This is a genomic window from Streptomyces mobaraensis NBRC 13819 = DSM 40847 (assembly GCF_017916255.1).
Taxonomy (GTDB): domain Bacteria; phylum Actinomycetota; class Actinomycetes; order Streptomycetales; family Streptomycetaceae; genus Streptomyces; species Streptomyces mobaraensis.
In genome coordinates, this window is the sequence record NZ_CP072827.1 from 2114638 (window position 1) to 2133666 (window position 19029).

The 19029-nt window shown below is 72.2% G+C and carries 17 protein-coding genes; 12 read left to right on the forward strand and 5 right to left on the reverse strand.

Going from position 1 to position 19029, the window contains the following annotated elements; all coding sequences use genetic code 11:
• Nucleotides 1-23: 23 nt before the first annotated feature.
• From sucB to J7W19_RS08670, 3 genes are all read left to right on the forward strand, one after another.
• On the forward strand, nucleotides 24-1796 hold the full coding sequence (gene sucB / locus J7W19_RS08660) for a 2-oxoglutarate dehydrogenase, E2 component, dihydrolipoamide succinyltransferase (RefSeq protein ID WP_040892782.1): 1773 nt from the start codon (nucleotides 24-26) through the stop codon (nucleotides 1794-1796).
• Nucleotides 1797-1912: 116 nt separating this feature from the next.
• Entirely contained in the window at nucleotides 1913-2545 is a 633-nt protein-coding gene (locus J7W19_RS08665; protein ID WP_004956427.1) for a GntR family transcriptional regulator, read from the forward strand.
• Between the two features lie 202 nt (nucleotides 2546-2747).
• Complete coding sequence (locus J7W19_RS08670; protein ID WP_004956428.1) at nucleotides 2748-3731, forward strand: helix-turn-helix transcriptional regulator; 984 nt, start codon at nucleotides 2748-2750, stop codon at nucleotides 3729-3731.
• Nucleotides 3732-3966: 235 nt separating this feature from the next.
• Here the strand turns inward: J7W19_RS08670 and J7W19_RS08675 are convergent, their stop codons facing one another.
• Nucleotides 3967-4896, reverse strand: coding sequence for an SDR family oxidoreductase (locus J7W19_RS08675; RefSeq protein WP_004955048.1), 930 nt, complete (start codon nucleotides 4894-4896; stop codon nucleotides 3967-3969).
• Nucleotides 4897-5052: 156 nt separating this feature from the next.
• On the opposite strand from J7W19_RS08675, the gene J7W19_RS08680 reads away from it, so the two are divergent.
• From J7W19_RS08680 to J7W19_RS08690, 3 genes are all read left to right on the forward strand, one after another.
• Nucleotides 5053-5571 (forward strand): DUF4240 domain-containing protein, encoded by a 519-nt coding sequence (locus J7W19_RS08680; RefSeq protein ID WP_004955051.1) that lies wholly within the window; start codon nucleotides 5053-5055, stop codon nucleotides 5569-5571.
• Nucleotides 5572-5654: 83 nt separating this feature from the next.
• A complete protein-coding gene (locus J7W19_RS08685) occupies nucleotides 5655-6569 on the forward strand; it encodes a TIGR01777 family oxidoreductase (RefSeq protein ID WP_004955055.1) in 915 nt (304 codons plus the stop codon).
• 168 nt (nucleotides 6570-6737) lie between these two features.
• Nucleotides 6738-8078 carry an NAD(P)/FAD-dependent oxidoreductase gene (locus J7W19_RS08690; RefSeq protein WP_004955056.1) on the forward strand — a complete coding sequence of 447 codons (1341 nt, stop codon included), beginning with the start codon at nucleotides 6738-6740 and terminating at the stop codon, nucleotides 8076-8078.
• Nucleotides 8079-8244: 166 nt separating this feature from the next.
• Here J7W19_RS08690 and J7W19_RS08695 read toward each other — a convergent pair whose 3' ends face one another.
• Nucleotides 8245-9780, reverse strand: a complete 1536-nt coding sequence (locus J7W19_RS08695; RefSeq protein WP_004955059.1) for a hypothetical protein — start codon at nucleotides 9778-9780, stop codon at nucleotides 8245-8247.
• A 300-nt stretch (nucleotides 9781-10080) separates the two neighbouring features.
• Here J7W19_RS08695 and lipB point away from each other — a divergent pair, with 300 nt between their 5' ends.
• From lipB to J7W19_RS08715, 4 genes are all read left to right on the forward strand, one after another.
• Nucleotides 10081-10863, forward strand: a complete 783-nt coding sequence (lipB, locus tag J7W19_RS08700) for a lipoyl(octanoyl) transferase LipB (RefSeq protein WP_004955061.1) — start codon at nucleotides 10081-10083, stop codon at nucleotides 10861-10863.
• A 206-nt stretch (nucleotides 10864-11069) separates the two neighbouring features.
• On the forward strand, nucleotides 11070-12008 hold the full coding sequence (gene lipA / locus J7W19_RS08705) for a lipoyl synthase (protein ID WP_004955063.1): 939 nt from the start codon (nucleotides 11070-11072) through the stop codon (nucleotides 12006-12008).
• 448 nt (nucleotides 12009-12456) lie between these two features.
• Nucleotides 12457-12717, forward strand: a complete 261-nt coding sequence (locus J7W19_RS08710) for an SCO2195 family GlnR-regulated protein (RefSeq protein ID WP_004955066.1) — start codon at nucleotides 12457-12459, stop codon at nucleotides 12715-12717.
• 78 nt (nucleotides 12718-12795) lie between these two features.
• Complete coding sequence (locus tag J7W19_RS08715) at nucleotides 12796-13476, forward strand: DUF4191 domain-containing protein (protein ID WP_004955068.1); 681 nt, start codon at nucleotides 12796-12798, stop codon at nucleotides 13474-13476.
• Nucleotides 13477-13584: 108 nt separating this feature from the next.
• Here the strand turns inward: J7W19_RS08715 and J7W19_RS08720 are convergent, their stop codons facing one another.
• Entirely contained in the window at nucleotides 13585-14052 is a 468-nt protein-coding gene (locus J7W19_RS08720; protein ID WP_078588021.1) for an RDD family protein, read from the reverse strand.
• Between the two features lie 198 nt (nucleotides 14053-14250).
• Here J7W19_RS08720 and glnA point away from each other — a divergent pair, with 198 nt between their 5' ends.
• The gene (gene glnA / locus J7W19_RS08725; RefSeq protein WP_004944775.1) at nucleotides 14251-15660 is read left to right on the forward strand and encodes a type I glutamate--ammonia ligase; all 1410 of its coding nucleotides are present in this window, start codon (nucleotides 14251-14253) and stop codon (nucleotides 15658-15660) included.
• Nucleotides 15661-15912: 252 nt separating this feature from the next.
• A complete protein-coding gene (locus J7W19_RS08730) occupies nucleotides 15913-16461 on the forward strand; it encodes a PH domain-containing protein (protein ID WP_004944773.1) in 549 nt (182 codons plus the stop codon).
• A 218-nt stretch (nucleotides 16462-16679) separates the two neighbouring features.
• On the opposite strand, the gene J7W19_RS08735 is transcribed toward J7W19_RS08730, so the two are convergent.
• Nucleotides 16680-18065: a phosphatase PAP2 family protein gene (locus tag J7W19_RS08735; RefSeq protein ID WP_040889753.1), complete on the reverse strand. Its 1386-nt coding sequence runs from the start codon at nucleotides 18063-18065 to the stop codon at nucleotides 16680-16682.
• Between the two features lie 194 nt (nucleotides 18066-18259).
• Nucleotides 18260-19006 (reverse strand): transglycosylase SLT domain-containing protein, encoded by a 747-nt coding sequence (locus tag J7W19_RS08740; RefSeq protein ID WP_210455312.1) that lies wholly within the window; start codon nucleotides 19004-19006, stop codon nucleotides 18260-18262.
• Nucleotides 19007-19029 lie beyond the last annotated feature (23 nt).

The following is a 19029-nucleotide window of genomic DNA, read 5'->3' on the forward strand; positions in this document are numbered from 1 at the left end:
TACTCGTAAGGAGCAACCGCACCATGGCGGTTTCCGTAACCCTGCCGGCGCTCGGCGAGAGCGTGTCCGAGGGCACCGTCACTCGCTGGCTCAAGGCCGAAGGTGACCGCGTGGAGGTCGACGAGCCGCTGCTCGAGGTCTCCACCGACAAGGTCGACACCGAGATCCCGGCGCCCGCGTCCGGCATCCTCGCCTCCATCAAGGTGGCCGAGGACGAGACGGTGGAGGTCGGCTCCGAGCTGGCCATCATCGACGACGGCTCCGGCGCCCCCGCCGCCGCCGCGGCCCCGGCCGCCGCCGAGGCGCCCGCCGCCGAGCCCGCCCCGGCGCCCGCCGCCGAGGCCCCTGCCGCTCCGGCCGCCCCGGCCGAGGCCCCCGCCGCCGCTGCCCCGGCCGCCGGCGCCACCGGTACCGACGTCGTGCTGCCCGCGCTGGGCGAGTCGGTCACCGAGGGCACCGTCACCCGCTGGCTGAAGGAGGTCGGCGAGGAGGTCTCCGAGGACGAGCCGCTGCTCGAGGTCTCGACCGACAAGGTCGACACCGAGATCCCGGCCCCCGCCTCCGGCGTCCTGCTGGAGATCGTCGTCGGCGAGGACGAGGTCGCCGAGGTCGGCGCCAAGCTCGCCGTGATCGGTGCCCCGGGTGCCGCTCCGGCCCCCGCCGCCGCCCCTGCCCCGGCTGCCCCGGCCGCCGCTCCGGCTGCCCCGGCCGCTCCCGCGGCTCCGGCTGCCCCCGCGGCCCCCGCTCCGGCTCCGGCTCCGGCCGCCGCTCCGGCCCCGGCCCCGCAGGCCCCGGCCGCTCCGGCTCCGGCTCCGGCCCCGGCCGCCCCCGCGGCTCCGGCCGCCCAGGCCCCGGCCGCCGCCGTGGCCAACGCCGAGGGCGCCTACGTGACCCCGCTCGTCCGCAAGCTCGCCGCCGAGAGCGGCGTCGACCTCGCGGGCGTCCAGGGCACCGGCGTCGGTGGCCGCATCCGCAAGCAGGACGTCCTGGCCGCCGCCGAGGCCGCCAAGGCCGCGCCGGCCCCGGCCGCCGCGCCCGCCGCCGCTCCCAAGGCCCCGGCCCTGGAGGCGTCCCCGCTGCGCGGTCAGACGGTCAAGATGCCGCGCATGCGCAAGGTCATCGCCGACAACATGATGAAGGCGCTGCACGGCCAGGCCCAGCTCAGCTCCGTGATCGAGGTGGACATCACCAAGATCATGCGGATGCGCGCCAAGGCCAAGGACGGCTTCGCCGCCCGCGAGGGCGTCAAGCTCTCCCCGATGCCGTTCTTCGTCAAGGCCGCCGTCCAGGCGCTGAAGGCCCACCCGGTCATCAACGCCCGGATCAACGAGGACGAGGGCACCATCACCTACTTCGACTCCGAGAACGTCGGCATCGCCGTCGACTCGGAGAAGGGCCTGATGACCCCGGTCATCAAGGGTGCGGGTGACCTCAACATCGCGGGCATCGCCAAGAAGACGGCGGAGCTGGCGGGCAAGGTCCGCACGGGCAAGATCAGCCCGGACGAGATGTCCGGCGCGACCTTCACGATCAGCAACACCGGCTCGCGCGGTGCGCTGTTCGACACGGTCATCGTGCCCCCGAACCAGGTCGCGATCCTGGGCATCGGCGCCACGGTGAAGCGCCCGGTCGTCATCGAGACCGCCGAGGGCACGAACATCGGCGTCCGCGACATGACGTACGTGACGCTCTCCTACGACCACCGCCTGGTGGACGGTGCCGACGCGGCCCGCTACCTGACGACGGTCAAGGCGATCCTGGAGGCCGCCGAGTTCGAGACCGAGATCGGTCTCTGATCCCGGCTCCCGCCCAGGGCGCGGCCCCGGCTCCGTACTCCGGTACGGGCCGGGGCCGCGCCGTTTCACCCACCGGGATAATGGCCGGGCGAACGTCCGGCCGCCGAGGAGCGCCCATGTCACCACCCGCCGTCCCCGTCGTGCACTCCCTGCGCGAGCAGATCCGCGAGCACATCCTGGAGGGGATCGTCAACGGCCGGTGGCAGCCGGGCGAGCGCATCGTCGAACGCCGGATCGCCTCGGAGCTGCTGGTCAGCCAGACACCGGTGCGCGAGGCGCTGCGCGAGCTGGAGTCGCTGCGGCTGATCGAGTCGTCCCCGAACAAGGGCGTCCGGGTCCGCGAGCTGACCGCCGCCGACCTCAAGGAGAGCTACCCGGTCCGCGCGGGACTGGAGCAGGTCGCCGCCGAACTGGCGGCCGAGGCGCTGGCCGAGGACGCGTCGGCGCTCGACCGGGAGGTCGAGCCGCTGTACGAGGCGGACCGCCGCGGCGACCGGGAGGCCCAGGTGCGACACACCGTGGCCTTCCACCGGGAGATCGTGCTGGCCTCCGGGAACTCCGTCCTCCTGCACACCTGGGAGTCGCTGGGCATCGAGGTGTGGACGACGCTCTCCATCCGCTGGCTGAGCCCGCGGCCGACGGCGCACGCGGACGACCACGCGGAGCTGGTGGCGGCGTTCCGGCGGCGGGATCCGCGGATCGGGGAGCTGCTGCGGACCCACGTGCTGGGCTGCGCACCGCAAATCTGACGGAGCACCCCGGTCCGGTTGATCGATCATCGATCAGGGCGTATCGTCTCCGCGGAGCCGCGCCGCGCGCCCTGTCCTGTGTCGCGGAGCGGCTCAGGGGTGACGACAGGTCCTCGTCCGTCGACCGATGCCCTGGCTGGGCGTACGGGTACCTGTCGTCGTCCCCTGATCCCGGGGGTGCCGATGACGGCATCATGGGCGCATGCGAGCGGCCCGCCTGATCAAACTCGTCCTGCTGCTGCAGTCCCGCGCGTCCATGACGGGCGCCGAACTGGCCCGGCGGCTGGAGGTCTCCGAGCGCACCGTCGCCCGGGACGTCCTCGCCCTCTCCGAGGCCGGCGTCCCCGTCTACGCCGACCGGGGCCGCACCGGCGGCTACCGCCTCGTCGGGGGCTACCGCACCCGGCTGACCGGTCTCGGCCGCACCGAGGCCGAAGCCCTCTTCCTCTCCGGCGTGCCGACCGCCCTCCGCGCGATGGGCCTCGCCGACGCCGCCTCCGCCGCCCGCCTCAAGGTCTCCGCGGCGCTCCTCCCCGAACTCGGCGACGCCCCGGCGACCGCCGCCCAGCGCTTCCACCTCGACGCGCCCGGCTGGTGGCAGCCGGCCGACCCGCCCCCGCTGCTGCCCGCCACGGCCGACGCCGTCTGGGACGACCGCCCCCTGACCGTCCGCTACCGCCGCCGCGACGGCGCGGAGGTGGAACGGGACCTGGAACCGTACGGCCTCGTCCTCAAGGCGGGCGTCTGGTACCTGATCGCTTACGTCGCCGAGCCCCGCCCCGGCCACCGCGTCTACCGCGTGGACCGCTTCACGGCCGCCACGGCGGGTACGGGGCACTTCGACCGCGACGAAGCCTTCGACCTGCCGGCCTTCTGGGAGGAGCAGGCCGCGCTGTTCGCGCGTTCGCTGCTGCGCGAGACCGTCGTCCTGCGGCTGTCCCCGGAGGGCGCGCGCCGGCTGCCGTACGTCGCGGACCGGCGGGCGGGGCGGGATGCGGTCTCGGCGGCGGGGCCGCCGGATGCGGCGGGGTGGGTCACGGTGCGGCTACCCGTCGAGTCGCTCGATGTCGCCCAGGAGCAGCTCTCGGCCCTCGGGCCGGAGGCGGAGGTGCTGGAGCCCGCGGAGTTGCGGGGGCGGTTCGCGGAGGCGGCGCGGAGGAGTGCGGGGTTGTACGGGGTGGGGTGAGGAGGCCCCGGTCCCGCCCCTTCGCCGATTCCTGGGGCTGCGCCCCAGACCCCGCTTTTCGCGGCTCCGCCGCTCGTCCTCAAACGCCGGACGGGCTTGATTTTCGCGCCCGGGCGCACGATTCAGCCCGTCCGGCGTTTGAGGACAACCGCGCGGAGCGCGGTTTCGGGGGCTGGGGGCTCGCCCCCAGGAATCGGCGAAGGGGCGGGACCGGGGCACAGCCCGCCGCAGGCGCCTACCGGTACGCCTCCGCCGTCCCCTCCTTCCCCCCGTACACGACGTCCAGGAAGTACCCCCGCGCGTCCGGCCGCGACCCGTCCACATCCGTCACCCCATAGTGAGCGGCCAACTGCCCGCTGAAGAGCGACTGCCCGTTCCACCGCCCCCGCTCCGGGTCGGAGGCCAGCGCGGCCACCGCCCGCCCGATGTAGGCCGGCGACTCCGCGACAGCGAAGTGCGGCTCCTTGGCGACCGCGTCCCGCCAGTTCGCCTCGGTCACCCCGAAATGCTCGAGCATCTCCTCGGAGCGCAGGAACCCCGGGCTGACGCACACGGCCGTCCCGCCGTGCGGCTCCAGCTCCTGGGCGAGCGCCCACGTCATCCGGATCGGCCCCCACTTGGCCAGGTCGAAGACCATGTTCTCCCGGTACCGGGCGTTGTTGAACTCCTCCGTCCCGTCCGTGATCTCCACGACGAGCCCGCCCGGCCGCCGGATGAGCAGCGGCAGCGCGCAGTGGCTGGTGATGAGGTGCGCGTCCTGGGCGAGGCGCAGCATCCGCAGCGCCCGTTCCAGCTTCAGGTCCCAGACCCGGGTCTCGAACTCCAGCAGGTGGTCGCCGCCCCAGACGTCGTTGACGAGCACGTCGAGGCGGCCGTGGTCCCGGTCGACGCGTGCGACGAGCGCCCTGACCTCCTCGATCTCCAGGTGGTCGACCCGGACGGCGATGCCGGTGCCGCCGGCGGCCGTGACCAGTTCGGCCGTCTCCTCGATGGTCTCGGGCCGGCCGACCTCGCTGCGGTGTTCGCGCGTGGTGCGGCCGGTCGCGTAGACCACGGCACCGGCCCGGCCGAGTTCGATCGCCATGGCCCGGCCCGCTCCCCGCGTGGCGCCCGCGACCAGTGCGACCTTGCCGTCGAGCGGCCTCGTTCCGGCGTTCACGTTCATGTCGCCCTTTCCGTTCCGTCCCCGTCGGCGCGGCGTCCGCCGCGCGAGGAGGATGGTGCCAGGAATACCAGACACCTGCTGTCGTATTTTCCGGCGGCCGCGCGAGAACCCCCTCCGCGTGCGTTCCGGCAGGCCAGGGCGGATGCTGTTGCCGTGATGGACGAGACGGAGTTCTGGCTGCTGATCGACGAGACGCGGGCCGAGGCCGGCGGCGATCCCGAGGACCACGCCGATCTGCTGGTCGAGCGGCTGATGCGGCTCGACCCGGACCGCGTCACGGACTTCGCCCGGCACTTCGAGGTGCGCTACAACCGCGCCTACCAGTGGGACCTGTGGGGCGCCGCGACCGTGCTGCTGGGCGGGGCGTCGGAGGACGCCTTCGACTACTTCCGCTGCTGGCTGATCGGCCAGGGCCGGCACGTCTTCGAGGGCGCGCTGCACGATCCGGACCGTCTCGCCGAGCTGCTCGACGACTTCGACGAGGAGACGGACGGGGACGGCGAGGACCTCGGTTACGCGGCCGAGGAGGCGTACGAGCAGCTCACCGGCGCCGAACTGCCCGACCTCGCCCTCCCTCCCGCGCCCGCCGAGCCGCAGGGGACCCCGCTGGACCTGGCGGACGAGGACGCGCTGGCCGAACGCTTCCCCGCGCTGTGGGAACGCTTCCGGTCATGACGGCCCTCCGATCCGCCCCAGCGGGGCGTGGACCCGGAACACCTGGGAAAGGTGTGACGGGACGCCACGGAAAGGTGTGACCCATGCGCATCGCCCTCACCGGCTCGACCGGCCTCATCGGCACGGCGCTCATCCGCTCGCTGGAGGCGGACGGCCACCGCGTCACACGGTTCGTACGCCGCGCGCCCCGGGGCGAGGACGAGGCCGCGTGGGACCCGAAACGGCAGCGGGTGGACACCCGCGCGCTGGCCGGCTGCGACGCGGTGGTGCACCTCGCGGGCGCCGGCGTGGGCGCGCACCGCTGGACGGAGGCGTACAAGCGGGAGATCCGGGAGAGCCGGGTGCTGGGCACGACGGCGGTCGCCGAGGCCGTCGCGTGCCTCGACACCCCGCCGCGGGTGCTGGTGAGCGCGAGCGCCACCGGCTTCTACGGCGACGCGGGCGACCGCGTCCTCGACGAGGACTCCCCGCCGGGCCGCGGTTTCCTGGCCGGGGTCTGCCAGGAGTGGGAGGCGGCCACGGCCCCCGCCACCGAGGCGGGCGTACGGACGGTGCTGATCCGGACGGGGCTGGTGGTGAGCCGGAGCGGTGGCGCCTGGGGCCGGATGTTCCCGCTGTTCCGGCTGGGGCTCGGCGGGCCCCTCGGCAACGGCCGCCAGTACTGGAGCTTCATCTCCCTGCGCGACCACATCGCCGCCGTGCGCCATCTGCTGGACACCCCGGAACTGTCCGGTCCGGTGAACCTGACCGCGCCCGAACCGGTCACCAACCGCGAGGTGGCCCGCACGATGGGGCGCGTGCTGCGCCGTCCCGCGCTGCTCCCCGCGCCTGCCCCGGCGCTCCGGCTGGTGCTGGGGGAGCTCGCCTCGGACGTGCTGTCCAGCCAACGGGCCGTGCCCAGACGGTTGCTGGACTCGGGCTTCCGCTTCGCGCACCCGGACGTCGAGAGCGCCGTCCGCGCGGCACTCACCCCCCAGGGCCGCGCTTCCGGCCGATGATTGACCGCCCCGAAACCGTAACCGTGCGACCGCCGTGCGACCGTGCTCTATCCGTGCGCGACTGTTATTGACCGGAATTCTCTCTACGGTCGAGGCGAACTCGCGCATCGCGCCAGCCGGTTGGGGGCATCACGCCCCCGAGCGAGCGGACCGACCCCGGGAGGCCACGTGGCCAGCAGCGCACGCCACACCGCACACCACGCCGATGTCGTCATCGTCGGAGCCGGCCTCGCCGGGCTCTCGGCAGCACACCAACTGACCTGCGCCGGCGTCGGCGTCACCGTCCTGGAGGCCGCGGACCGGCCGGGCGGCCGGATGACGACGGACCGGATCGACGGCTTCCGGCTGGACCGTTCCGGCCAGCTGCTCAACACCGCCTTCCCCGACCTGCGGCGCACCCCCGGTCTCGGCGCCCTCGCCCTGCGGCCGTTCCTGCCGGGCGTCCTGGTCCACGCCGACGGCCGCAACCACCGGATCGGCGGCGAGGCGCGCGGCGCGAAGAGCGCGAAGAGGGCGTTCACCACCGCCCGGGCGCTGGCCACGGCCACCCGCGCCTCCCGGGCCACCGGCCTCGACCAGGCCCGGCTCGACGCGGCGCTCGCCCGGCTCGCCACGCTGCCCACCGACCGGCTGCTGGCCCGCCCGGACCGCCCGACGGCCGCCACCCTCGCCGGCCGCGGGCTGCCGGCCCGTACGATCGAGGGCTTCCTCCGCCCGCTGCTGGCCTCCCTGCTGTCCGACCCCGAACTCACCACGTCCAGCCGCTGCGCCGACCTGGTCCTGCGCGGCTTCGCCCGCGGCCGGCTCTGCCTCCCGGCGGGCGGCGCGGGCACGGTGGCCGAGTTGCTGGCGGGGCTGCTGCCGCCGGGGACGGTCCGGACGGGGGTCCGGGCGACCTCCGCGGACATCACCTCCGTCACGACCGCCGACCACGGCGAGATCGGCTGCCGCTCGGTGATCGTCGCCACCGGCGCCCGGGCCGCTGCCGACCTGCTGCCCGGCCTCCGGCTGCCCGGTTTCCACCCGGTGACGGTGCTTCACCACACGGCCGCCGAGGCCCCGCCCTGCGACGCCGCCCTGATCGTGACGGGCGGCCGGGGCGGCCCCGTCGCCCACACCACCGTCGCCAGCGAGGTAGACCCCGAGCGGGCCCCCGCGGGCCGCGTCCTCATCACCTCCACCGTCCTCGGCCGCGCGGCGGGCACCCCCGTGCCCGAACTCGACCGCACGGCACGGGCGCAACTGGCCCGGGTGTACGGCCTCGCCCCCGACGACTTCGAGCTGCTGACCGCCCACCACGACGCGGACGCCGTACCGGCCATGCCGGCGCCGCACGATGTGCGGCGGCCCGTGCGGTTGCTGTCGGGGCTGTACGTGTGCGGGGACCACCGCGACACGAGCACGGTCCAGGGGGCGCTGTTCTCGGGCCGGCGGGCGGCGCACGCGCTCCTGCGGGACCTGGGGATCCGCCCGGAACAGGACGACGCGCAGGCGCTGCGGGTGGCGTAGGGGCCCGGTATCCCGGTTTCCCGCGCCGGACGGGCTGATCATTCAGCCCGTCCGGCGTTTGAGGACGAGCGGCGAAGCCGCGATCAAAGGGGGGCTGGGGGCTTGCCCCCAGGAATCGGCGAAGGTGGGGGTACCCCCTCTGGGGGAGGGACTGGGGCACACCCCCCTACAACACCGCCACCTTCTCCCGATAAGCCCGAACCGCCGCCGCGTCCCGATAAGGATCGAGCCGCCGCTCGAACTCCCGCACATACTCCACGGCCCGAACGGACCGCATCTCGGCCGCCGCCTGCGCCGCCTCCACCCCCAGCGCGCAAGCCTGCTCCAGCTCCCCGAGCCCCAGCCGCGCGGCGGCCAGCACCACCCGGCAGAAGAGCCTGCTCCGCGCGTACGCCGGAGCCCGGAGTTGCAGTGATCGCTCCGCATGCTGGGCCGCCGCCCGCCACTGCTGGAGATCGCGGTGGCAGTGCGCGAACTCGTCCGCCAGCTCCGCCTCGTCGAAGAAGCGGATCCAGTACGGCACGTCGTCCGAGGGCCGGGCCGTCTCCAGCGCCCGTTCGGCGCGGGCGAGCGAGGCCGAGCAGGCCCGTACCTCGCCGAGCACCGCGTGCCCGCGCGCCTCCACCGCGTGCAGCAGCGACTGCACGACGGGGGGTGCCCCGGACCCGACGCCCTGCTGGGCGACGCGGGCGAGCTGCACTGCCTCCCGGCCGTGGCCGAGGTAGACGGCCTGGCGGCTCATGGTCACCAGGACATAGCTGCCGTACGCCCGGTCGCCCGCGGCCTGCGCCAGGCGCAGCGCCTGGACGTAGTACCGCTGGGCGAGGCCGTGGGCGGCGATGTCGTACGAGGTCCACCCGGCGAGCCGGGTGAGGTCCGCGGCGGCGCCGAACAGCCGGCGTCCCGTGGTCTCGCCGTACGTGCCGCGCAGCATCGGCTCGGCCTCGTGCTCCAGGTAGCGGACGAGCGCCTGCCGCGCGTGCCCGCCGCCGTACGCGTGGTCGAGCGTGCGGAAGAGCTCGCCGACGGAGCGCAGGGCCGCGATGTCGCCCATGGAGACGCGGCTCCCGGGCGCCCGTTCGGCGCGCTGCCGGGGGACCAGCGTCCGGCCCGTCGGTCTCTCGCCGACCCGGCCGCCGCCCTCGCCCGGCGGCGGGGGCCCGCCCGTACCCGGCCCCTGGGCGCCGGGGGCGCCCGGTGCGCCGGATGCGCCGGGGGGCCCGGCGGCCCCGGGGGGCGGGGCGGGTGTCCGGGCCACCCGGTCGTCGGCGCGTCCGATCAGCCAGTCGCGGCTGGGCACCACCAGCCCCGCGGGCGTGAACGCGATTTTCCGCAGCTCCGTGTGGCTGCCGGAGTCCTTGCGCCACAAGCCGCTCACGATGTCAATGGCCTCCGCCGGCGACGCGGCGAATTCCAGCCCCGCGTACACCGGCGCACACGCGTCGAGCCCGAGGTCCTGTGCGGACAGCCGCCGTCCCAGCCGCCGGGTGAAGACCTCGGCGATCAACGCCGGTGTCGTGCCGCGCGGCTGCTGGCCGCGGAGCCACCGGGTGACGGAGGTCTTGTCGTAGCGCAGGTCGAGGCCGTGCTCCAGCCCTAATTGATCGACGCGACGTGCGAGCCCCGCGTTGGAGAAGCCGGCCTCCGCGATGAGCGCGGCTAGCTGGCGGTTGGGAATGCGCTGTGGGGGTCGTTCCGTCATCAACCTGCCCGGTCTCCCTGATCGCCATTCTGGGAACGGCGTGAATTTAGCGGTCTCCGCCGCCCTGAACGCCACCTTCGCCCCGCATTCATCCGATCGTGTGAGGACAGATCAGAGACAGATCAAATAGGCACGGAAAAGCGCCGCCAGACGATCTTGTAAGGGGCTCGACCGCAGCCCATTCGGAGGCCGCCGTACAGTGGCTTGGGCACGGCGTACGCGTCCGGGACGTTCGCGCCCGCCGGTGCCAGGGGTCCGGGACGGACCCGCGAGTACGGGAAGACGGGAACAGGAGCTGCCGTGAGTGAGCTGCGCTTTGTCCATCTGGGCTTCGGGGCGGACGCCGTCGAGTACCAGGACGCGTGGCAGGAGCAGCGCCGCGTGCACGCGGCCCGGTTCGCGGACGAGATCCCGGACACCTGCCTGATGGTGGAGCACCCGGCGGTCTACACGGCCGGACGGCGCACGGAGGACAGCGAGCGCCCCCTGGACGGGACGCCGGTCGTCGACGTGGACCGCGGCGGCAAGATCACCTGGCACGGTCCGGGCCAGCTCGTCGGCTACCCGATCCTCAAGCTCCCGCGCCCGGTGGACGTCATCGCCCACGTCCGCCGCCTGGAGGAAGCCCTGATCCGGGCCTGCGCGGAGTTCGGCCTCGCCACCACCCGGGTCGAGGGCCGCAGCGGCGTCTGGGTCCTCGGCGAGGCCCGCGAGCGGGTCGGGACCGGCGGCCTCCAGCTCGACCTGGCGGCCCCCCGCCCGCCCGTCGACGAGTTCGACCCGCGCCTCAGCGGCCCCGAGTACGCCCCCTCCAACGCCGGGCAGCGCGGCGAGGACCGCAAGCTCGCCGCGATCGGCATCCGCATCGCCAAGGGCGTCACCATGCACGGCTTCGCCCTGAACTGCGACCCCGACAACACCTGGTTCGACCGCATCGTGCCGTGCGGCATCCGGGACGCCGGAGTGACGTCTCTCTCGAACGAGCTGGGCCGGCGGATCACCGTCCGCGAGGCGCTGCCCGTCGTCGAGAAGCACCTGCGCGAGGTCCTGGAGGCGGCGGAGCCGCTGCCGCGGGCGGTCTAGCGACGGCCTGACGGGGTGGGCGGCGGCCGGTTTCGGCCACTCGGCGCCCCCTGGCCCGGGCCGGCGGGCCCCCGCCGCCGGGGCCTCCGCCCCGCACCCCTCCGGGAATGCCATCGCCGTCTCGCCGGTTCCCCGGGCGTAAGAACATCAGAACGAACGGGCGTACCCTGGTGTCCGCCGAAGAATCGAAGTCATAGGGAGCCGGAGTGTCCGCTGTCGCACCCGACGGACGCAAGATGCTGCGCCTTGAGGTCCGGAACGCCCAGACCCCCATCGAGCGCAAGCCCGAATGGATCAAGACCCGGGCGAAGATGGGCCCCGAGTACACCGAGCTCCAGGGTCTGGTGAAGCGCGAGGGCCTGCACACGGTGTGCCAGGAAGCGGGCTGTCCCAACATCTACGAGTGCTGGGAGGACCGCGAGGCGACGTTCCTCATCGGCGGCGACCAGTGCACCCGGCGCTGCGACTTCTGCCAGATCGACACCGGCAAGCCGCAGGCCCTGGACCGCGACGAGCCGCGCCGCGTGGCCGAATCCGTGCGGTCGATGGAGCTCAAGTACGCGACGATCACCGGCGTGGCCCGCGACGACCTGGAGGACGGCGGCGCCTGGCTGTACGCCGAGACCGTCCGCCAGATCCACGGCCTGATGCCGGACACCGGCGTCGAGCTGCTGATCCCCGACTTCAACGCCAAGCCCGACCAGCTGGCCGAGGTCTTCTCGTCCCGCCCCGAGGTGCTGGCGCACAACGTCGAGACGGTTCCCCGGATCTTCAAGCGCATCCGTCCCGGCTTCCGCTACGAGCGCTCGCTGGAGGTCATCACCAAGGCCCGCGAGGCCGGCCTGGTGACGAAGTCCAACCTGATCCTCGGCATGGGCGAGGAGCGCGAGGAGATCACCCAGGCCCTCCGCGACCTCCACGAGGCGGGTTGCGAACTCATCACGATCACCCAGTACCTGCGCCCGTCGCCGCGCCACCACCCGGTGGAGCGGTGGGTCAAGCCGCAGGAGTTCGTGGAGCTCCAGCAGGAGGCCGAGGAGATCGGCTACGCCGGCGTGATGTCGGGCCCGCTGGTCCGCTCGTCGTACCGGGCGGGGCGGCTGTACCGCCAGGCGATCGAGAAGCGGAGCGAAGCCGCAGCGTAGGTCGGGGGGGCGTCCGAGGAACGAGGGCGGCCACCCGGCCGAAGCGGAGGCGCCGCGAAGCTCGACCGACCAGAGGTGCGAAGCGGAGCGAAGCCGCAGCGTAGGTCGGGGGGCCGTCCGAGGAACGAGGGCGGCCACCCGGCCGAAGCGGAGGCGCCGCGAAGCTCGACCGCACGGAGGTGTGAAGCGGAGCGAAGCCGCGGCGTAAGCGCCGAACGTCCCGCCGGACGTCGTGTGACACGGCCCGGACGGTGCCCCGAGGGGCCCGTCCGGGCCGCGTCAACATTTCATAGACTTTGACCACTCGGACACGCGCCGGTAACACCGTTCGGTAACGATGTGCGCACGAACAGTCGTACGCCCACCGGATTTGTGCGCGGCCACAAACCGCGCACAGAGCACCGCCGCTCCCCCACCTCTCACCCATCCGCCCACGAGAGGACACGACATGCAGGCCGCGCCCGCCCGCACGACGACGGCGACCGCCGCGCACGCCTTCTCCGCCCTGCCTTCCACGCTCGCCGTCCGGCCGCCCTCGGTGACGGGCGCGCTGCTGGCCCTGGAGCGCCTGCTGCTGCGCGGCGGCCAGCGCACCGCCCGCCGGAACGCGTGGACCGCCGTCCTGGAGGACCGCCGCCGGGCGAAGGACCGGCGCGAGGCCCAGCACCTCCTGGAAGCCGCGGCCGACCCCGGCCCGCGGGCCAGGTAGACGGCCCGGTCGCAGGCCGGGTGAGCGGCCCGCAGGCCACGTGAGCCGGCGGCCCCCGGGACACGTAAACTTCGCCATATGGCGAGGAAGGAAACATCCGAGAACCCCGGGCGACTGAAGCAGATCGCCCTGACCTACAAGATGACCAAGAAGGTCGATTCGAAGGTCGGTCTTGTCGTCGCGGGCGTGGGCATTGTCACCTTCGGTGTCCTCCTCGCCATCGGCTTCTGGATCGACCACCCGATCTACCTGGGCATCCTGGGCTTCCTGCTGGCCTTCCTCGCGATGGCGATCGTCTTCGGCCGCCGTGCCGAGCGTGCCGCCTTCGGGCAGATGGAGGGCCAGCCGGGCGCCGCGGCGGCGGTGCTGGACAACATCGGCCGCGGCTGGACGACGACGCCCGCGGTCGCGATGAACCGCAACCAGGACGTCGTCCACCGCTCGGTCGGCAAGGCCGGCATCGTCCTGGTCGGCGAGGGCAACCCGAACCGGCTGAAGAGCCTGCTGGCCGCCGAGAAGAAGCGGATGGCGCGCATCGTCGCGGACGTGCCGGTGCACGACATCGTCGTGGGCACCGGTGAGGGCCAGGTGCCGTTGAAGAAGCTGCGCACCACCCTGCTGAAGCTTCCCCGGGTGCTGCCGGGCGCGCAGGTGACGGTCGTGAACGACCGGCTGCGGGCGCTGGGCGACCTGATGAGCAACATGCCGATCCCGAAGGGTCCGATGCCGAAGGGCATGCGGATGCCGAAGGGCCGCTGACGCCGCTGACACGACCGCTGCGAAAGGCGCGGACGGAGAGTGAGTGAGGGCGGGGCGGGACCGACACGGTCCCGCCCCGCCCTCACTCCGTTGTCCTGGCGCGGTCTCTCAGATCCGCACCTGAACCGCCTTGGCGAGCCGGTCGTGCAGCCCGCGGGTGTCCCGGTCCCAGATGACGGCCGGGATGACGATCACGAGGAGCACGCTGCGCAGCAGGGCCTTCGGGAAGGTCAGCCGGTCACCGGCCTCCCCGATGACCCGGATGCGGAGCAGCCGCTTCCCGGGGGTGAAGCCGACCGTGCCCACGGTCAGCACGCTGAGCAGGAAGAAGACCAGCAGCGCCCAGTTGCCGGCCCGGTGCATCTCCCCCCGGGCGAAGAGGCCGTAGGCGATGAGCATGCTCAGGCCCCAGTCGATGAAGATCGCGGCGAACCGCCGTCCGAGCGGGGCGACGGAGCCCGGCCCGTGCTCCGGCAGCCCGAGCTGTTCCCCGCGATAGCCGAAGTCGATGCCCATCTGCTCCGCCGCCGCGCGGGGTCCGGAGAGCCACGAGCCGATTGCCTGCCTTTTGTCCACCAGTCCACGGTACTGGGCAGGCTTGCGATCACCGGCGGCCGGGTAGGCGTCGGAACCGAATCGATGATCATTTCGCGGCGCTCCGGTTAACCTCGGCGAAACAAATGGGTCATGCTTGGGAAATCCGGTCTCTCTAGGGTCGGCCGCAGCACCACCGAAGCAATCCCCGACCGCTGGCGGCCGGGCTAGGAGGGTTGGATGTTCCAGAACGGCGACGACGCCAAGAAGTTCATCAAGGACGAGGACGTCAAGTTCGTCGATGTCCGTTTCTGTGACCTGCCGGGTGTGATGCAGCACTTCACCATTCCGGCGGCGGCGTTCGACCCCCAGGAGGAGCTGGCCTTCGACGGCTCGTCGATCCGCGGATTCCAGGCCATCCACGAGTCCGACATGGCCCTGCGCGCCGACCTGTCCACGGCGCGCGTGGACCCGTTCCGCCGGGACAAGACCCTCAACATCAACTTCTTCATCCACGACCCGATCACCGGTGAGCAGTACAGCCGCGACCCGCGGAACGTGGCGAAGAAGGCCGAGGCGTACCTCGCGTCCACCGGCATCGCGGACACCGCGTTCTTCGGCCCCGAGGCCGAGTTCTACGTCTTCGACAACGTCCGTTTCGAGACGTCCGCGAACCAGTCCTTCTACCACATCGACTCCGAGGCGGGCGCCTGGAACACCGGTGCGGTGGAGAACAACCGCGGTTACAAGGTCCGCTACAAGGGCGGCTACTTCCCGGCCCCGCCGGTCGACCACTTCGCCGACCTGCGCGCCGAGATCTCCCTGGAGCTGGACAAGGCCGGCCTCCAGGTCGAGCGCCAGCACCACGAGGTGGGCACCGCCGGCCAGGCGGAGATCAACTACAAGTTCAACACCCTCCTCGCCGCCGCCGACGACCTGATGCTCTTCAAGTACATCGTGAAGAACGTCGCCTGGCGCAACGGCAAGACCGCCACCTTCATGCCCAAGCCGATCTTCGGCGACAACGGCTCCGGCATGCACGTCCACCAGTCCCTGTGGAACGGCGGCGAGCCCCTCTTCTACGACGAGCAGGGCTACGCGGGCCTGTCCGACACCGCCCGCTACTACATCGGCGGCATCCTCAAGCACGCCCCGTCGCTGCTGGCCTTCACCAACCCGACGGTGAACTCGTACCACCGCCTGGTCCCCGGCTTCGAGGCCCCGGTCAACCTGGTCTACTCGCAGCGCAACCGCTCCGCCGCGATGCGCATCCCGATCACGGGCTCCAACCCGAAGGCCAAGCGCGTCGAGTTCCGCGCCCCGGACCCGTCCTCGAACCCGTACCTCGCCTTCTCGGCCCTCCTCCTGGCCGGCCTCGACGGCGTCAAGAACAAGATCGAGCCCGCCGAGCCGATCGACAAGGACCTCTACGAGCTCGCCCCCGACGAGCACGCCAACGTCCCCCAGGTCCCCACCTCCCTCCCCGCCGTCCTCGAAGCCCTCGAGGCCGACAACGAGTACCTCCAGGCCGGCGGCGTCTTCACGTCCGACCTGATCGAGACCTGGATCGACTACAAGCGCACCAACGAAATCGCCCCGATGCAGCTCCGCCCGCACCCGCACGAGTTCGAGCTGTACTTCGACCTGTAAGAAGCCGGCCTGACAGCGAGGGCCGTTACCCCATAGCCGGGTATCGGCCCTCGCTGCTTGCTCGGGTTCCTTGTGACAGGACACGTCGTCGACCCGCGGCGATTGTGATCACAGGCCGCTTGCCTCATGCCGCGTACGGGTCCCCGACGCTGCCCCGCCGCCGGACAGGAGCGGCCCTGTCCCGTATGCCCGTTCGCCCGCGGACGCGACGGTGGGACGGATAGCATCCCGCCCACAACAGAAGGGGTGGGAATGCGCAAGTACAACGTCCGTCCGGACATCGACGCAGCGGCCGAGAAAATCGCCCCCGCGATCGGATCGCGGAGGGAGATCGAGCAACTGCCCTCGGTTCTTTGGGAAGACGAGACGGTCGACATGCTCGCCAGCGGCGCGTACGGCAACGGGATCGGCCTGGTGGCCCTGACGAACCTACGGCTGGTGTTCTTTAAGCACGGGATCATGTCGCAAAGGCTAGAGGACTTCCCACTCGGCAACATCTCGTCGGTGCAGTGGTCGGCTGGCCTGCTCATGGGCACTCTGTCGGTGTTCGCGTCGGGTAACCGCGCGGACATCAAACAGGTTCCAAAGCCCCACGGTGAGGCGTTGTCGGGCCGGTTGCGGATGCTGATCGCCTCGCCGCAGGCGCCGGTCACCCCCACGGTGCCTGTACCCGCCGTAGTGCCGACTGGCGTGCAAGATGTGGCTTCACGCCTGGCGACGTTGGATCAGCTGCGGGTGGCGGGCGCGATCACGGATGCGGAGTACCAGGAGCGGCGGGCCGCGATCCTGGCGAGCATTTGAACGTGGTCCCGGCGGAGGACCGGCCCGGAGACGGGGCAAGCCTGGTCGACCGGGGCCAGCAGGGCCAGCAGGGCCCGAGCATTATGGGGTCTGCGACGCCACCGGCGTCCCGTCGACCGTGACTCCGAACAGCGGCTCAACGACATGACCGCGCACGACGAGGGCCGCTCCCCGTTCTGGGGAGCGGCCCTCGTCGTTGCTGTGGTGGGACCGGGCGGTCAGACCGGTTCGGGCTGCGGCTCTGGGCGTTGGGGTTCCGCCGCGGGTTTCGGGTCCGGGAGTGGGGTGAGGGGGTTCGCTTCCCACTGTCTGGTGATGCGGAGGTAGCTGTAGATGACCGAGAGGGTGGTCAGGATGAGGAGGGGGCCGAAGAGCCAGGGGCTTTCGGCCATCTCGACCGGGAGGAAGCGGTAGGCCAGCAGGAAGGCGGTGAAGACCGTCGTGCCGTAGGCGATGAACAGGATGCCCTTGCGGTCCGGGCCGCGGTCGTAGAGGCGCATGCCCGCCTCGATGGTGAGCGCGAAGACCACGCCGGCGATGACGTCCGAGCCGTAGTGGTAGCCGAAGCCCAGGGTGGCGCTGATGGTGGCGACCAGCCAGAACGCGCCGCCGTAGCGGACCCAGCGGGGGCCCTTGCGGGAGTGGATGAAGATCGCGGTGGCCCAGGCCGTGTGGAGGCTGGGCATGCAGTTGCGCGGGGTGAGGTCGTCGTAGGTGAACGCGTGCGGGATGCCGATGGACGGCGGGGTGTGCGGCCAGATGTTGGCCGTCGCCCACTCCACGCCGCCGGTGCCGGAGGCGCCGGGGCCGTAGGCGAAGACCGGGCCGACGACCGGGAAGAGCATGTAGATGCCCGGCCCGAGGAGGCCGATCACCAGGAAGGTGCGGACCAGGTGGTGGCGCGGGAAGCGGCGCTCGGCGGCCACGTTGCGGAGCTGGTAGAGCGCGAAGATGATCGCGGCGACCGCGAGGTGCGCGTAGACCAGGTCGAGGACGTGCGGGCCGATCGGCTCGGCGGCCTTGAGGATGCGGCCGGCCGCCCACGACGGGTTGCCGAGGGCGTGGTCGGCGGTCGCCACGTACTGGTCGAGCACCTTCGGGCGGGTCTTCCACGTGATCATGAGCCAGGAGTCGCCGACCTTGCGGCCGGCCACCAGCAGCAGGCCCAGTCCGACGCCCTTGAGCAGCAGGGTGCGTTCCCGGCCGGTGCGGCGGGTGAGCGCGATGACCGCGACGCCCAGCATCACCCACAGCGCGCCGTTGCCGAAGTAACGGCCGTCGGTCACCTTGACGTCGGCCGCCCACCGCCCCAGGACGAAGAGGAGGTCGATGCCGACCGCCCAGGCCGCCGCGATGAGCCGTTGCCGCCAGGTGAGCACCACCATCGTCAGCGCCAGACCGGCGTACAGCGGGCCCGGCTTGGGCGGGAAGACCAGTTCCTTCGCCTGGGTGACCAGCGGGCCCGGCTCGCCGCCGACGCGGCGCGCGACGATCTCCAGCACGATGAAGAACGCGAGCGTCACCACGCCCGCCACGGTCCACAGGATCACCCGTGGTTGCCGCCACGCGGCGAGCTTGTCTCTGCTGCTTATTCGCGCGAACACTCAGGACACTATAGACGTCAACTGTTGCGATGATTTGGTCGGATCTGTGGCGTTCCGGTGCGGTCGGCCACTCTCCGTGACGGGTGGTGCGTGACCTAGGGCGATGGCGGCGCCCGTGGGGCGGATGAGCCGGAGGGCGGCGGCATCCGGTTTCCGGTGCCGCCGCCCTCCGGCGGTTCGTTTTTCGCTCTCCGTCAGTAGGCGGAGTTCACGTTGTCCATCGAGCCGTACTTGTCGGCCGCGTAATTGCAGGACGCGACGATGTTGGCCACCGGGTCGTAGATGTCCCAGGACGTGCCCTCGACGTGGTACGCCTTGAACGTCGGGTCGATGATCTGCAGCAGACCCTTCGACGGCACACCGTTCACGGCGTTGACGTCCCAGTCGTTGATCGCGTGCGGGTTACCGGTCGACTCCCGCATGATGTTCCGCTTCACACCGTCATAGGAAGCCGGGATGCCCTTGGCCTTCATGATGTCCAGCGCCTGGGCGATCCAGCCCTCCAGGTCATTGCCGTACGCCTTCGGCGCCGGAGCGGCCGGAGCGGCGGGCTTGCTCAGCGGCTTGCGGGTGGTGGAACGGTTCGCGGCCTGCTTCTCGGCGCGGTCCTTGTCGGCCTTGGCCTTGGCATCCGCCTTCGCCTTCGCGTCGGCCTTCGCCTTCGCGTCCGCCTCGGCCTTGGTCTTGGCAGTGTGCTTGGCCGCGGCGGCCTCGACCCGGGCCTGCTCGGCCGCCTTGTCGGCGGCGTCCTTCCGCTCGGCGTCCTGCGCCTGACCGAAAGCCTCCGCGCTCCAGGCGACCGGCTTCACCGGCGCCGGAGCGGCCACCGCGTGCGAGGCCGCACCGAACGCGACAGCGGCGGCACCGGCGGCGGTCAGCGCCGCGGCGGAGAACTTGTGGGCCTTGGTCAGACGGGTATAGCCGGAGTGGGTGGAACGCATGAGAAGGAATGAACCTTTCGCAT